12 protein-coding genes are annotated in these 14,731 nt (G+C 37.3%); 7 read left to right on the top strand and 5 right to left on the bottom strand.

What is annotated here, in order from left to right; genetic code table 11:
* Positions 1–79: 79 nt before the first annotated feature.
* Entirely contained in the window at positions 80–397 is a 318-nt protein-coding gene (locus tag ADICYQ_RS12860; protein ID WP_040416096.1) for a winged helix-turn-helix transcriptional regulator, read from the bottom strand.
* 119 nt (positions 398–516) lie between these two features.
* On the opposite strand from ADICYQ_RS12860, the gene ADICYQ_RS12855 reads away from it, so the two are divergent.
* The 3 genes from ADICYQ_RS12855 to ADICYQ_RS26055 all read left to right on the top strand — a co-directional run bounded on the left by ADICYQ_RS12855 (position 517) and on the right by ADICYQ_RS26055 (position 4,157).
* Positions 517–1,029, top strand: coding sequence for a VOC family protein (locus tag ADICYQ_RS12855; protein WP_020888860.1), 513 nt, complete (start codon positions 517–519; stop codon positions 1,027–1,029).
* Between the two features lie 489 nt (positions 1,030–1,518).
* Positions 1,519–1,950, top strand: a complete 432-nt coding sequence (locus ADICYQ_RS12850; protein WP_020888859.1) for a GAF domain-containing protein — start codon at positions 1,519–1,521, stop codon at positions 1,948–1,950.
* Between the two features lie 50 nt (positions 1,951–2,000).
* Positions 2,001–4,157, top strand: coding sequence for a PAS domain S-box protein (locus ADICYQ_RS26055; RefSeq protein ID WP_152520486.1), 2,157 nt, complete (start codon positions 2,001–2,003; stop codon positions 4,155–4,157).
* Between the two features lie 50 nt (positions 4,158–4,207).
* Here the strand turns inward: ADICYQ_RS26055 and ADICYQ_RS12840 are convergent, their stop codons facing one another.
* Positions 4,208–5,284, bottom strand: a complete 1,077-nt coding sequence (locus tag ADICYQ_RS12840) for an agmatine deiminase family protein (RefSeq protein WP_020888857.1) — start codon at positions 5,282–5,284, stop codon at positions 4,208–4,210.
* A gap of 6 nt (positions 5,285–5,290) precedes the next feature.
* Entirely contained in the window at positions 5,291–6,166 is an 876-nt protein-coding gene (locus ADICYQ_RS12835) for a carbon-nitrogen hydrolase (RefSeq protein WP_020888856.1), read from the bottom strand.
* A gap of 541 nt (positions 6,167–6,707) precedes the next feature.
* Between ADICYQ_RS12835 and ADICYQ_RS12830 the strand changes: the two genes are divergently transcribed.
* Complete coding sequence (locus ADICYQ_RS12830; RefSeq protein WP_020888855.1) at positions 6,708–7,598, top strand: O-methyltransferase; 891 nt, start codon at positions 6,708–6,710, stop codon at positions 7,596–7,598.
* A 327-nt stretch (positions 7,599–7,925) separates the two neighbouring features.
* Here ADICYQ_RS12830 and ADICYQ_RS12825 read toward each other — a convergent pair whose 3' ends face one another.
* Positions 7,926–8,981, bottom strand: a complete 1,056-nt coding sequence (locus ADICYQ_RS12825) for a LacI family DNA-binding transcriptional regulator (RefSeq protein ID WP_040416188.1) — start codon at positions 8,979–8,981, stop codon at positions 7,926–7,928.
* A 361-nt stretch (positions 8,982–9,342) separates the two neighbouring features.
* Positions 9,343–10,281, bottom strand: coding sequence for a Gfo/Idh/MocA family protein (locus tag ADICYQ_RS12820; protein WP_020888853.1), 939 nt, complete (start codon positions 10,279–10,281; stop codon positions 9,343–9,345).
* A gap of 878 nt (positions 10,282–11,159) precedes the next feature.
* Between ADICYQ_RS12820 and ADICYQ_RS12815 the strand changes: the two genes are divergently transcribed.
* The 3 genes from ADICYQ_RS12815 (at position 11,160) to ADICYQ_RS12805 (ending at position 14,725) form a co-directional block, all read left to right on the top strand.
* Positions 11,160–11,567 carry a hypothetical protein gene (locus ADICYQ_RS12815; RefSeq protein ID WP_020888851.1) on the top strand — a complete coding sequence of 136 codons (408 nt, stop codon included), beginning with the start codon at positions 11,160–11,162 and terminating at the stop codon, positions 11,565–11,567.
* A 277-nt stretch (positions 11,568–11,844) separates the two neighbouring features.
* Complete coding sequence (locus ADICYQ_RS12810; protein WP_020888850.1) at positions 11,845–13,038, top strand: Gfo/Idh/MocA family protein; 1,194 nt, start codon at positions 11,845–11,847, stop codon at positions 13,036–13,038.
* Between the two features lie 220 nt (positions 13,039–13,258).
* Complete coding sequence (locus tag ADICYQ_RS12805) at positions 13,259–14,725, top strand: sodium:solute symporter family protein (RefSeq protein ID WP_020888849.1); 1,467 nt, start codon at positions 13,259–13,261, stop codon at positions 14,723–14,725.
* Positions 14,726–14,731: the final 6 nt, after the last annotated feature.

Raw genomic sequence — 14,731 nt, 5'->3', positions numbered from 1 at the left:
GCTTCTGCCTAATTTAAAAGGGCTTTAATAGGTGATTTTTATAAGTAAATACACTGGCAATTCTCCAGAATTGCCCTAATTAAATGGTGGTTTTAATATCTTCCTTTCCCCATTTATCAAGACTTCTTAGAATGTTTTCAAGCGATTTCCCTCTTTCTGTCAAGTAATATTCAACTTTTGGTGGTACCTCAGGATATACTTTTCTTTCAATAAGGCTGTCCTTCTCTAAAGCCCTCACTGTTTGGGTGAACATTTTATTAGAAATATCAGGCACTTTTTTTTGTAATATTCCTGAACGTAAAGGCCCCTCCAATAAATGAAATAATACCAATGGTTTCCATTTTGTACCTATTAAATCCATCGTGTAATTAAGTGGGCAATAATTATTCTCTCTCATCTATTGAATTAAATTATTTATTATCAGCATAATACCCCTTTTGGTAAGTATATTACCTTTTCGTGTGTTATTGCTAATAAGGTAAATATAAACCAATTTTGTAGAATAAATTAATAGATATGACAGCAAATAATAATTACCCTAAATCCTTTTCGCACATCGGTATTACTGTTCCAAAAATTAAAGAGGCGGTAGAGTTTTATTCAGAAGTAATGGGCTGGTATGTAATTATGGAACCTTCTACCGTTAAAAAAGAAAAGGATACGGCCATTGGACAAATGTGCATTGACGTTTTTGGAGAAAACTGGGAAGAATTTGAAATTGCCCATATGTCAACTTCTGATGGGATTGGAATAGAATTGTTCTCATTTCCTCATGGAGTAAAGGAAGCGGCAGAATTCAACCCTTTCAATACGGGGCTTTTTCATTTTTGCATTCAGGATCCAAATATAGAAGAGCTGATAGAAAAGATTTTGTCTTATGGAGGCAAACAAAGGATGCCTATTAGGGAATATTATCCCAATGACAAACCTTATAAAATGTGTTATGTAGAAGATCCTTTTGGGATTGTCTTTGAAATCTATACCCATAGTTATGAGCTGACCTATTCCTCTGGTGCTTATCAAAAATAAAACTTTGTAACCTTTATTTACTATAAATGCTTACCAAAGCACTTGTAGGCTTGAATTCCAGGTTGTTTGTAGTTAATCTTTTGGCCTTGCGATTATTGGCAAAGGTTTTGCATTAAAAGATTATGAAGGCTTCGTATGTAGGTGAACAAATTTAAACTTTTCTATCTCTCTGTTGTTTTATTTTGGAATACAATAAGTGCTTGAAAATATCTATTGGATAAAGCAGCCATTTGTAAGATTAATACATCAAAATTTAGGCTTTATTATGTGTTATTAGGTTTCATTCATCTATTGGGAAGTGATTTCATCAATTAATTAAGGTCTATTTTTTATTAAGAATTAAGGAAACTTATACATTCACTTTTGAATTGTATTATTTTTAAAGGTTAGGATAATGTGGATAGAATTGTTAATTTCTACTGACATTCGGTTTTAGTAGGATTGGTTTGGTATTCAAATAGGCCTCATAGTTTATAAAATTAAGGGATAATGGCAAATGGCTTAGGTAATAGCGCTTTGAATGATCTTAAATCATTGCAAATTTTGGACACATTGCCTGAAAAAGAATATGATGATATAACCAGTTTGGCAGCTTTAATTTGTAATACACCTTTTTCTCTTGTTTCTCTCCTCACAGATACCCGACAGTTTTTTAAATCACACCATGGATTGTCAATTGCTGAAACGCCCATTGAGCAATCCTTTTGTACCCATGCTATTAAAGTGCCCCAAAGGATTTTCATTGTTGAAGACCTTCGAAAAGATGAGCGCTTTAAGGACAATCCATTGGTGACGGGCAAACCTAAGGTCGTATTCTATGCTGGGATGCCGCTGGTAAGTACACAAGGGAATGCCTTGGGAACCCTTTGTGTTTTGGATAAAAAGCCCAGAAAATTGGAAGAAAACAATTGGAAGCTTTGAAATCTTTGGCTAACCAAGTGGTTCAACTTTTTGAGCTTCGAAAAAACCGGATGGAGCTTAAAGAAGTTGGTAGTAACCTTTCTCTTGAAACGCATCGCTTAAATAATATTATCAATGCCACACGTGTAGGAACCTGGGAGTGGGATATACCCAACGGGAAGTCCACTGTAAATGAACGCTGGGCAGAGATGTTAGGCTATACCCTAAAAGAACTTGAACCATTTAATTTTGAAAAATTTCAAAAGCTTTTACATCCTATGGATGCTGCTGACATCAATGAAAAGATCACAGCTTGCCTAGATAAAAAATCTGACTTTTATGAAGGAGAATTTCGGTTTTTACATAAAAAGGGATTTATAGTTTGGATTCATGATTTAGGAAAAGTTGTAAAATGGGCAGCGGATGGTCAACCACTACTTATGGCAGGAACGCACACGGATATCACGGAGCGTAAAAATACCGAAATTCAATTTAAAACCATATCCAATAATATTCCTGGAGCAGTTTTTCGCTATAAGCTCTTTTTGAATGGTGACAATGAGTTCCAATTGGTAAGCAAAGGAGCAAAAAGCTTATGGGGTTTCTCTTCTCATGAGATAATGAAAGACAGTGGTCTGATTTGGGATAGGATTGAAAAAGATGATTTAGAAGGGCTCCTGCGATCTATTGAAAAATCGGCTGAAGACTTAAGCTTCTGGGTAGATGAATGGCGTTATCATCATCCTGATGGTACAATCCGTTGGCACAAAGGTTCAGGTAATCCTTCCCGGATGGAAAGTGGAAATACTATTTGGGATTCTGTAATTCTTGACATTACGCCTCAAAAAGTAACTGAGCTTGAGATAGAACAAAGTGAAAAAAGATTCAAAGGAATGGTTCAGAATGGCTCTGATTTAATAGCCATTCTTGATTTAGAAGCCAATTATTATTATGTAAGCCCCACCTCTGAAAGTGTATTGGGGATTGCGCCAGAAGAATTCATTGGCAAAAATGCCTTGGAATACATTCATCCGGATTATAGAGAGGCTGTATATACGAGTATTTCTTCCTTAAAACACAAAAATCAACTCGCTATTGAACCTTTTAGGTTTAGACATAAAAATGGTACATGGCGATGGATCGAGACCATTTTCACAAACCTTTTGGAGGATCCTGCAGTTGGTGGGATCGTTGCCAATTCAAGAGACATTACAGAAAGAATCCTAACTGAACAAAGATTAAAAAAAAGTGAGGCCTATTATCGTGGTTTATATGAATCTCAAACCAATTATGTGCTTAGAACCGACATGAATGGTGATTATACCTACGTAAATAAAAAATTTGTTGAGGAATTTGGTTGGATATATCCTGATGGAGAAATATTGGGTAAAAATTGTATGTCTTCTATTTTGGAATACCATCATCAAAAGGTAAAAGATGTGGTTAGCGAATGCATCGCAGAACCTGGCAGAGTATTTAAAATAGAAATAGACAAACCGGCTAGAAAAGGAGGAGCTATTACGACACTCTGGGATTTCATTTGTGTTTTAGATGCCGATGGCCAACCCTCTGAAATGCAGTCTTTAGGCCTGGACATAACAGACCGCATTCAACATGAAAAAGACCTTAAAGAATCTGAACAACGTTATTCTAATCTATTTCACCTTAGCCCACAACCGATGTGGGTTTATGAATTGGCTACTTTAAAATTTTTGGATGTCAACAAAGCAGCCATTAAGCACTATGGGTATTCATATGATGAGTTTTTGAACATGACTTTAAGAGAAATAAGGCCCAAATCCGAAATCCCAAAGTTGGAAGCGGCTATCAAACAACTATTGCAAAAGGAAAAGAGTTATTCCCGCGGTGAGTATTTGCATAAAAAGAGAAATGGGCAAGAAATAATTGTTGAAATACAAAGTAATGTCTTGTTATACCAAGGGAAAAAGGCCGAGGTGATATTGGCTACAGATATTACCGAACGTTATAAACATATCCAGGCCATAGAAGGTCAAAACGAGAAACTCAAAAAAATTGCCTGGATGCAATCTCACGGGGTGCGGGCACCTCTTGCAAGGATAATGGGCTTGGTTGAATTGCTTAAGACCGACTCAGATTTGTTGGGTGAGCAAGAAAAGGAACAAGTTCTAAAACATATCATGACTTCAGCTACGGAGTTAGATGAAGTCATTAGGGAGATTGTTCGAACCAGTCACGAAACATTATGAAGCTACCTTAAAGCTTAACTTTTGATAAGAAGAACGTACTCGTTTTTCCCCTAAACTACCGCTGGTTCCTGTTGGCTTAAGCAATGAAATGAACCTAATCCCCAAATAATATCTAATGAATCAACTCCAACTACTTTTCGGTCGGGAAAGCAAGCTGAAATGATATCAATGGCTTTCTGGTCATTTTTATCTCTAAAAGTAGGTACTACAACAGCCTCATTGGCAATATAGAAATTAGCATAGGAGGCTGGAAGTCGTTGATCTTCATAGAATTTAGCTCCTGGCATTGGTAACTCCACAATGTTCAATTGCTTGCCGTCTTCTAAGCGCATTTTTTTAAGCAATTGAAGGTTCTCCTTCAAAAGTAAATGGTTTTCGTCCAGCTTATTTTCTTCTACTACAGTGAGTACCGTATCTTGATTCACAAAACGTGTAATGTCATCGATATGTCCATCCGTATCATCCCCCAAAATGCCATCACCTACCCAGAGGATATTGCTTACCCCATAATAATCGCATAAATATTTCTCGATCTGATCCTGATTCAAGTTCGGGTTCCTGTTTTTGTTCAGCAGACAAGCTTTGGATGTCAAGAGCGTTCCTGTGCCATTAAATTCCACAGAACCACCTTCCATAACGATGTGAGGAGTGAAACAAGGCACTCCTAAATGTGCTGCAATTTTGTGGGGAATTAGGTTGTCTAAGTCATAAGGAGGGTATTTGTCTCCCCATGCATTGTAATTCCATTTTACCACTACTTTTGGTTCGGTAGCAGTAGGGTTGATCAAAAATGCAGGGCCATGATCTCGGCACCAAGCGTCATTGGTAGGGAAGAAGTGAAATTTTATCTGGCTTAGATCCACTCTCGCTTTTTCCAAGTGGGTCAATGCAAAGGCTTTCATAGCTTCATTGCTCACATTGATATTTACCTTTTCTCCTTTGGCTACTATCTTGATAAAAGCAGCATAAGCGGGATAAATTGTATCAATTTTCCCTGGCCATGAATCTTCCTTATGTGGCCAACTTAGCCATGTAGCCGTATGTGGAGCAAATTCAGCAGGGAAATAATAGCCCAATTCTGCCGGAGTAACTTCGCCGGAATTAGCTAGATCAAAAATACTTTTCATGAATGCTTATTCTTCGTCAAGAAATCTTTTGGTAATCGGCTGATAGGAATCAATTCTTCTGTCCCTAAGGAATGGCCAGTGCGTTCTATATCGATCGGAACTTGCAAAATCAAGTTCTTCCACATGAATCTCATCTTCTTCATGAGATGCTTTGAAAATCACTCTTCCAAAAGGGTTGGAAACAAAAGAACCACCCCAGAATTTCATGTCTCCTTCTATACCGCAACGGTTTACAGAAACAACAGGTATGCCATTGGCAACTGCATGTGAACGCTGAATCGTTTGCCATGCGCCGTATTGCTCCTCATTGGTCAGTCCGTCTTGGTCCTTGTGCCAGCCAATCGCTGTAGGGTATACCAGAAAATCAGCACCTTTTAAAGCCGTGATTCTCGCGGCTTCCGGATACCACTGATCCCAGCAGATCAATACACCGATTTTGCCGAATTTGGTCGGGAAAACCTTATAACCCAAATCACCTGGAGTGAAGTAAAACTTCTCAAAATAACCCGGATCATCAGGGATGTGCATCTTTCTGTATTTGCCGAGGTACGTGCCATCGGCATCTAAAACGGCCGTGGTATTGTGATACAATCCTTCTGCTCTTTTCTCAAAAAGAGAAGCTACAATTACGATACCAAGTTCTTTGGCTAAGTTGCTAAAGAGGTCTGTAGAGGGGCCAGGAATAGCCTCGGCCAATTTGAAGTTCTCATAATCTTCTACATCGCAGAAATATAAAGATCGGAAAAGCTCCTGAAGCACAACTACCTGGGCTCCTTGGGCAGCAGAGCTGCGCACACCTGCAATGGTTTTTTCAAGATTTGCTGCCACATCGGCACTGCAACTCAATTGAACCAAGCCTACTTTTACAGTTTTATTTGCCAAAATTTATTCGTTTTTAATTCGTGAACAAAGATACCTCCTAACGTTGCAATCCCAAAATGTTATGCTTTATTTCCTTTTCTAGCATTTTTAATTTTGGTAATCGATTAATTAAAGAGGCCATTACAATGCGATTGATTTATGGTTTTTAACATTTAATCCAAATTCATTCTTCGTAACGAATATTAGATGCTTTGTGTTTGTTTTTGATCTAGATATAAGGATACTATTAGCCAATCAAAGAAACCTTTTTTAATTTTTCAATTAAATTTTTAGCTGCATAACTGTAATGATTGAATCATACCTAAATTTTTCTTATTTTGTTTCCTGTTACATGTGTTTGTTATATAAGGCTTTAAGAAGGTTCGATTCCTTCTGATAGGTTTGTGCTCCACCATAGCTATAAATGATTTTTTATATCATCGTCGGGCAAATCCTTAATAACCTGTAGATATGTACTTCATTTAAATCTATTAGCTCACTGGATTCTATCATTATTTATAGCTAGTCAAATTATATTTTATTTAAACAAATAGAGATTAAGATGATCAAGAAAGTGTTTGACAAAATTGGAACATTGATTAAGACAAGAAAAAGAAAATTAGAGACAAAATCTGTTTTGATGGAGCTTGGAGCTGATGAGGATAAAGTCATCAATAATCTTGTAGGTACTTTTAAATTTATGATGTCTCATAAACAATGGAGCGAGGAGGAGATCAAGTCTTTAAGCCTAGTGAATGAAATTAGGGAGGGACACAGGGCATCAAATGAGACTGTTGATTTAATGGATTATGGTGCAGGTAATTCAAAATTACAAAAAAAGCGAACAGAGAAACAAATGCGTGAAGGTGTCATTGAACAGTTTAAAATTGCAGATGTTTGTAGAAAAAGATCTATTCAAAAGGAATGGGGAGAATTGATATTCAAGATAATAAGAGATTTTAAACCAACAAATTGTTTGGAGCTTGGTACCTGTCTAGGGGTGTCAGCTGCCTATCAAGTTTCAGCCTTAAAACTCAATGGTAAGGGCAAATTTACTACCATCGAAGGTTCAGACGTATTGGCCAGGCATGCAGACAATAATTTGAAAAAGCTTAATTATCCAGATTATAGCGTTCATATGGGTAGGTTTAGTGATGTGTTGCCCAAGATTCTATCTAAAGATCAGCCCATCGATTTTGCCTTTATAGACGGGCATCATGACAAAGAAGCTACAAAGGGTTATTTTGAATTGATTTACCCCTTTTTGAGCGATAGGGCTATTTTAATATTTGATGATATCAATTGGTCACAAGGTATGAAAGAGGTTTGGGAGCACTTATATAAAAATGGTGAAGGAGTAAAAATATCCTTTGATTTTATTAAATGGGGGATTTGTGTGATAGACAAGAACGGTGAGAAAAAGGAAAATTATTACTATCCAATATCCCTGTAGCCCTAAGATCCCGAACAATGTGGAAGGATTTTCGTTTTTTATCGAGAAGTAGTGCTATTGCAAGTAAATCAGGCTATTTGGAGACTGGTTTTAATTACTTAGACCTTAGGAAAATAAATTTTTAATATTTTTCAGTCAGTATTAATTTGAGTCTGGATTCTAAGGCATCAGAAAAAAGTGACGTTGGCTTGCTCACTCGGGTGGGAATTCCCATCTTTCAAGGGTTGAATGCCATATTAATACCTCCTAAGGGTGTGAACCCGTAGGAGGTATTAATAATTATCTTTACATCAGGACTAAGGGAGAAAAAGCCTTTGAATATAGGGGTTACCTATAAAATTCCTGATTTTCCTTTGTGACAATGTCAATGGGCATGTAATAAAGTTTTTCCACGGGGAGGTTTAGCGCAAGTGAATGGTACAAGCTCATTATACCCTTATATCCTTGTTCTTCAGGTTTGTGGCATATTAAAAAATTAATTGTGCCCTTCTCAAGGTGTTTTTGGTTTTCTTTAAGGAAGTCATAACCAACCAACATGATATGGGCTAGGTCACGCTTTTCAAGGTATTCGGCAACTGCAAAAACCCTTGAATTTGTAACGAAAATAGCCTCAATATCTGGGTTTTTCATAAAGGCTTTGTGGAGGAAAAGCTCTACCGATTCCTGATCTATATCCTGAATGTTTAGATTAATGCAAGTTGCCTGGTTTGGTGGCTTTGAAAAAAACATTTTAAAGCCAGCTTCAATTTGAGTTAAATTGAAGCTTTTCTTTTGTTTTGCGATGTTTACAATAAGAATTTCAGGAGTTTTGGAAATGCCGAGCTTACATAGACTAGCCCCTACATAGCCACTTTCTAACAATGGGGGACCGATATATGATAGACTCCCTTGGGCTTCAATATTACTATCAATGCAAACTACAGGAATTTTATTGGCTTGGCAATAAAGGAAGAAATCATCAGCTTCTTTAACGAAAGAAGGGGACAATAAGACCCCATCTATGTTTTTACCCTTAATCTCTTCTGTAGCTTGTATAAAAGAAGCCTTGTTTGTTAAGTCAAAAAGGTAGTTTTCAACCGTCACTCCGTATTGTCTGATTTCAGATTCTGCTTTGGCAATGCCTTTTAACGGCGCTTCCCAGAAATCGGAATGAATGGAGGTTTTGGGTATAATAACGGCTAAATGAAAAACCTTACCTGAGGACAATCGGCTAGCTAAAACATTGGGCTGGTAGTTCAATTCCTTAATAATGGCCTCTATTTTTGCTTTGGTTTTGGCTGAAACTCCCGGGCGATTATGGATCACTCGGTCTACAGTTGCTATGGATACATTTCCCCGTTTGGCTATTTCTTTAACTCCTGTTTGACTACTTGGTTTTTTCATATGCATTCCATCCTTATAAAGCTCTATATAGTAAACAATCAATAGATGATAATGTAAAGAATTTTTAAAATTATCTGTGGCTGATTGAATTAACGTTCAAAATTAAAAGAATAATTCGTTTTACCCCTATTTTTTACAAATTGCTTCGTTTTTCCCTACATTTGAGTGATGTTGCTATCCCTAAATAGACCAAATTACAGACCACCTTTAATTGTGTTTTAGTAATATCTGGCACCTCTTACTGTTTATAATTTAAAATTTTTACACTTATATGGGTTCCTTTCTTAATGGGTTTTAGTTATTTGTATTTCAATTAATTATCGAACGATTCGTACAATTAATCCGGTGCCAGCTATTTCTGTTAACGAGCTTTTTTCATTACATCTGCTAGTTTTATAGATTTGCCACCTTTGTTTTTGCTTTCATCTGCAGCCGTCATAAAGGCCAATATTTCTAATGTCTCTTCCGGCTGAACAGGGACCACTCCGGTTTCGAAGAAAATGGTAATTTCTTTTAGTAAAGGTTCATATCCTCCATAGGGACCAAGTACAATTGCACCTTTGTCAGTGAATACTGTGCCCCCAAATCCAGAATCCCCTGACCTGGCACCCCTAAAAGTACCCACCTTTCCATCTTCCCAAATGCCTGTTACAATATCAGTATAGGGAGTGTGGGTACGCGTTACGGATACACAACCAGGGCCAAGAGCTGTAAATAAAGTTTCTACCCCATGGATTCCATACCAGTATAGATCAGGATGGGTGGGTTCCAGACTTGCTGGACTGTAGGTGTCTGCACCTACAATTATTTTGCCTTTCAATTTCTCTATTCCTTTGATATACCGAAGAGAGGAAGCAGAAAATACAGGGACGTTGTACTTTTTTGCTGCATCAAATATGGCTATTGCATCCTCTAAAGATGCTGCCACAGGTTTGTCAATGAATACTCGTTTGCCAGATTTAAATACCTCCATGGCCTGCTCTAAGTGAAGTCGGCCATCATTGGTCTCTAGCAAGACCACATCTACCTTGCCTAATAATTCCTGAATAGAGCTGGTAATGGAAACGTTATACTCCTTGATTTTGTCTATGTAATCTGGTATTCTATCGGCACTTGAGGCAATGGTTTTACTGCCATACGGGTAAGCGGCGATTACATGGTATCCATTGTAACTTTCATTGCCTTTGTTTCCATTCAGAACCTTTGTGAAGGCTAGGCTATGTGAAGTGTCTAAACCTATAATTCCCACTCGTTTTCCTTCTGCCAAAGACTGTCCGTAAGAGGGCAGTCCAAGTGTCATACCAACGCCCGCAACTATCGAGCTTTTTAAAAAATGTTCTACGATGCAATTGTTCGAGATTTTTCATGTCATGAATTATGTTGAAGTGGTTAAAGGACGAATGGTTTTAGTGCTTAGGATTTTGTTTTCTCAAATTGTTTTAACCCTCAATAAACGCGCGCTTCTAATTTAAAATCAAGGGCTTTTAAAAAGGATGCTCTTTAAAAGAGAAAAATCGTTAACGTACACATTTGTAGTTGGTAAATCTAGTATTTTACATAGGTAAAACAAATAAATATTGGTAATTATGAGTATTAATACTTAAAATAAGTTGATTAATTTAAGTGTTAAGTGTTAAGTGTTTTAGTTTAGTGTTATGCTTATTATTTAGAATTATATATAGGAGAAGGATCTTTTAGCTTAAATAGCTAGTTTTAACCTGTTGCGTAGATATCTGATTTTAGGATAGGGTTTTTAGAGTATTTGGATTCCTATAGAATATAAGGTTGTTTTAAATTTTTACTATGGTTTTATACATCTTAATATTAGGTGTTTATCCAAATTGTTTATGTTTTCTTCCTCTAATTTCATTGGTCGTTGAGTAAATTATGGATTGGGAATTCAAATTATCCAGTAACTTAAACATGTCAACAACAAATTTTAGACCTATTAATGTGAAAATAAATTATTGAATTCCACTGTGTAATTGAGGGGATGCCTCTGGGGATTAATAAAAAAAGTAATTCAATCAATTAACCCAATGATCACATCAAGGTAGCTGTAATGGGAGGGAACAGTAGAGGGAAGCTTTGGTATGATATTTTGCAAAACAGGATAACTTTGATGTTATCCATATTTGTGATGTAGGTACACGAGCTGCCGGGAAATGCATCGCATAGGTGAATGAAGCGCTAGGATTTAATCCAAAGGCCATTCCTGACTTTAGAAAGAGTCTTGAGGACAAGGATGTTGACTTATTAGTAGTAGCAGCGTTATATCACTGGTATATTCCAGCAGCAATTCTTGCCTACCAGGCTGGTAAAGAGGTGTGCCTGGCAAATCCTGCTCAGGCACTCGACAGTGTTCACATTCAGAATTTGTTTTCCAATATCAGGGAGGGCGTACCTTTAAATTCAGATAATGTAAGTGGACATATCAGTACTTTATTGTGTCAACTTGGTAATATCGCTCAGTTAAGTGGCGACACTTTAAATGTTGATCCAAGCAATGGGCATATTCTGAAAAATAAAGCAGCCAATAAATTTTGGAGCAGAGAATATGAAAAAGGCTGGGAGCCAAAAGTTTGATACTGCTTTAGGGGTGTTGATTTCGTTTAAATGATAACTACAAAAACCAATTTCAACTTAGTAAATCTAAGGTGAAATTGGTTTTATTTTGCATAAATGGGGTTTGAAGAACAATCATCGTTTAAGTATATTTTGAAAATATGGAATAATAATGGATTTTTTATTGTGAACTAACTGAACTTGATATAGGGAAATACCCTGGGTTATTTAGATTTTTTAAAAAAAATGCGTTTCTTTAAATATTAATTCGGTAACGTTAACGAAAATTACTCGCTCAATGAACACTAGAAGAAAATTTATACTTACCAGTGCCATGGCCGCTTCAGGGTTAGGCCTATCTGCTTTTTCTCCATTTTCTTATGGTAAAAATAAGGTAGAACCTTTGAAGGTAGGTTTGATAGGATGTGGAAGTAGAGGACAGGGTTTGGCTTCTCTTATGCGAAAGCTACCCATGATATCCTTGGTAGCTTGCTGTGATCCGATTAAAGAACACCTTGATAAAGGCCTCTCACACGCAGACAAAGGAGCAAAAGGATTTGCTGACTACCGGGAGTTACTGGAGAAGGGCGATATTGATGCAGTAATTATTGCCACACCATTGTACCTGCATTTCCCTATGGCCATGGATGCCATTGATGCAGGCAAACATATTTACGTAGAAAAAACAATTACCTATTCAATAGAGGAAGCAGAAAAGCTGGCACAAAGGGTGAACGGCTCTTCTACCATATTGCAGGTTGGACACCAATATAGATATTATGCACTATACCATAAGGTAAAGGAAATTATTGACAAGGGATGGTGTGGACAAGTGACACAATTTGAATGTCAGTATCACAGCAATCAAGACTGGAGAAAACCAGTAAAAGATCCTTCCATGGAAAGACACATAAACTGGAGGATGTACAAGGAATATTCTGGCGGTTTGATGACAGAGCTTTGTGCACACCAGATTGATATTGTCAATTGGTTTGTTGGCACCTCTCCTCAGAAAGTAACAGGCATGGGATCCCTGGATTATTGGAAAGATGGCCGGGAAAATTTTGATCACGTTCGAGCTACTTATTATTACCCGGAAGGCATCATGTCCAGTGTCAGTTCTATATTGACCAATGCGTACAAAGGCTATTCTATGAATATTTTAGGTACTGAGGGAACGGTAGAGATCTTGAGGGACAAAGCATTTATTTATGCGGAGCCCAAACATTTGGAGCTTGGAACAGTAGATGGCGTTTCAGGAGCAACAGTTAAAAATGGGTCAGGTGATAAGGCTGAACCAATTCTTTTTGGAAATAACGATGGTAAAGACCTTGACCCAACCTCCTATGCCTTAATTGATTTTGTTGGTTGCGTAAGGGAAGGTCGACAACCTTTTTGTGATGTAAACAAAGGAAAAGACACAGCTGTGGCTGTGCATTTAGGTAATAAGGCCATGGAAGAAGAAAAATTCCAGTATTGGTCTAAAAGTTAAAATCGGATTCCTTACCGTCATTTTAGCAAGGTGTAGAAAAACTGAAATCTAAAGGAGTTCAGTTTTTCTTACTTTTCTCAATTGGTAAAATGCATTAACCCTCTATTCCTATTATTCTTTCGATTATAACCGAATAGCTATTCTATTGGAGTAAGTATCGAAAGGGGCGTATTTAACTTAGAGATTGAAAATCTCTTAACCATTAAACAAAAATATTACAATGAAATTGAATGAATTGGACTTGGTGGTCATTGGCCTTTTTTTCTTGCTAATGCTCGTCATAGGTGTTTATGCTTATTTTAGAAACAATGACGCTGACGACTATTTTGTTGCTGGCGGCAATTTACCATGGTGGCTATCGGGTATCTCACACCATGTGTCTGGATACAGTGGTGCCGTGTTTGTCGCGTATGCAGCATTGGCCTATACCCACGGGTTTTCTATATATACCTGGTGGGCATTGACCATAGGTATTTCGATATTGGTTAGTGCTCATGTGTTTCCAGTATACTGGGTCAGACTAAGAAAAAGATACCATATTCAATCCCCATTGGAGTTTTTAGAACGTCGTTACAATTTATGGACACAACAAGTAATGGCCTGGAGCGGGGTTATCCTCAAATTGTTCGATGTTGGTGCGAAGTGGGCCGCCATTGCGCTTCTTCTTAATGTTTTTACAGGAGTAAGCCTTCCAGTAGGTATACTTATCTCAGGAGGAATCTCCTTATTGTACATTACTTTTGGAGGTCTATGGGCTGTGGTCATTACTGATTTTGCACAATTCATTGTTCAACTGCTTGCTGGCTTGGTCATGTTTGTAGTTGTTTTACAACACTTAGGAGGAATTGAAGGGATATTTACTTTGTGGGATAAACTTCCAGAACAAAATAGTCAACTATTCAATGAACCTTACGGAGTAGGTTTTGCCTTGGCTTTCTTATTTATCAACTTCCTTGCTTACAATGGTGGGCAATGGAACCTTGCTACCCGGTTCATCTCTTCTCCAAATGAAAAAGCGGCTACCAAAGCGGCACGTCTTTCCGGGATTTTGTACCTTGTATGGCCACTTATACTGTTCTTTCCAATGTGGGCTGCCCCGATTTTATTGCCAGATTTGGCTGACCCGAGTAAATCCTATGGAGAACTTACCCTATTGTTATTGCCATCAGGATTAGTTGGGTTGGTAATTGCCTCTCTTTTTGCCAATACCATGTCCATGACCTCTTCAGATATTAATACAATATCAGCAGTGATAACACGGGATATTTTACCGAATATTTCCAAGAAGATTAAAAAAGGAGAATCCTCTTTATTTATTGCGAGATTGACTACGTTCGTTTTTACGATGTTCACTATATTAATTGCCTTTCAATACGAATATTTTGGAGGCATTTTAGGCCTTATTATTTCTTGGTTTGGTGCTTTAGTTGGACCGATCGCTATCCCGATGCTTTTTGGTTTACTGCCTATATTCAAGAAAAGCGGACCTATTGCCGCAATAGGTTCTATAGTGGCTGGATTGATTACCTTTGTGATAACGAAAAACATAGACTCTTTAAGTTTAGCATTAGAAATTAGTTTGCCTTTAATAGTGTCTACCCTGACGTTCATTATTGTTGGATTTTTTGAAACCAACAGGAATGTAGAAAAAATAGCTGATTTGCTTCAGTCCATTGAGAAAGAATAAAATACC

Origin of the sequence: Cyclobacterium qasimii M12-11B, from assembly GCF_000427295.1 — a bacterium.
Lineage (GTDB): Bacteria > Bacteroidota > Bacteroidia > Cytophagales > Cyclobacteriaceae > Cyclobacterium > Cyclobacterium qasimii.
The sequence above is the reverse complement of the archived record's forward strand: the minus strand, read 5'-3'. Positions and strand labels throughout refer to the sequence as shown.

Coding starts and splice junctions, on each gene's coding strand:
- ADICYQ_RS12850 (WP_020888859.1), top strand. CDS start 1,519: ATGGCAAATGGCTTAGGTAATAGCGCTTTGAATGATCTTAAATCATTG.
- ADICYQ_RS12810 (WP_020888850.1), top strand. CDS start 11,845: ATGAACACTAGAAGAAAATTTATACTTACCAGTGCCATGGCCGCTTCA.
- ADICYQ_RS12860 (WP_040416096.1), bottom strand. CDS start 397: ATGAGAGAGAATAATTATTGCCCACTTAATTACACGATGGATTTAATA.
- ADICYQ_RS26055 (WP_152520486.1), top strand. CDS start 2,001: ATGGAGCTTAAAGAAGTTGGTAGTAACCTTTCTCTTGAAACGCATCGC.
- ADICYQ_RS12825 (WP_040416188.1), bottom strand. CDS start 8,981: ATGAAAAAACCAAGTAGTCAAACAGGAGTTAAAGAAATAGCCAAACGG.
- ADICYQ_RS12805 (WP_020888849.1), top strand. CDS start 13,259: ATGAAATTGAATGAATTGGACTTGGTGGTCATTGGCCTTTTTTTCTTG.
- ADICYQ_RS12840 (WP_020888857.1), bottom strand. CDS start 5,284: ATGAAAAGTATTTTTGATCTAGCTAATTCCGGCGAAGTTACTCCGGCA.
- ADICYQ_RS12830 (WP_020888855.1), top strand. CDS start 6,708: ATGATCAAGAAAGTGTTTGACAAAATTGGAACATTGATTAAGACAAGA.
- ADICYQ_RS12855 (WP_020888860.1), top strand. CDS start 517: ATGACAGCAAATAATAATTACCCTAAATCCTTTTCGCACATCGGTATT.
- ADICYQ_RS12820 (WP_020888853.1), bottom strand. CDS start 10,281: ATGACACTTGGACTGCCCTCTTACGGACAGTCTTTGGCAGAAGGAAAA.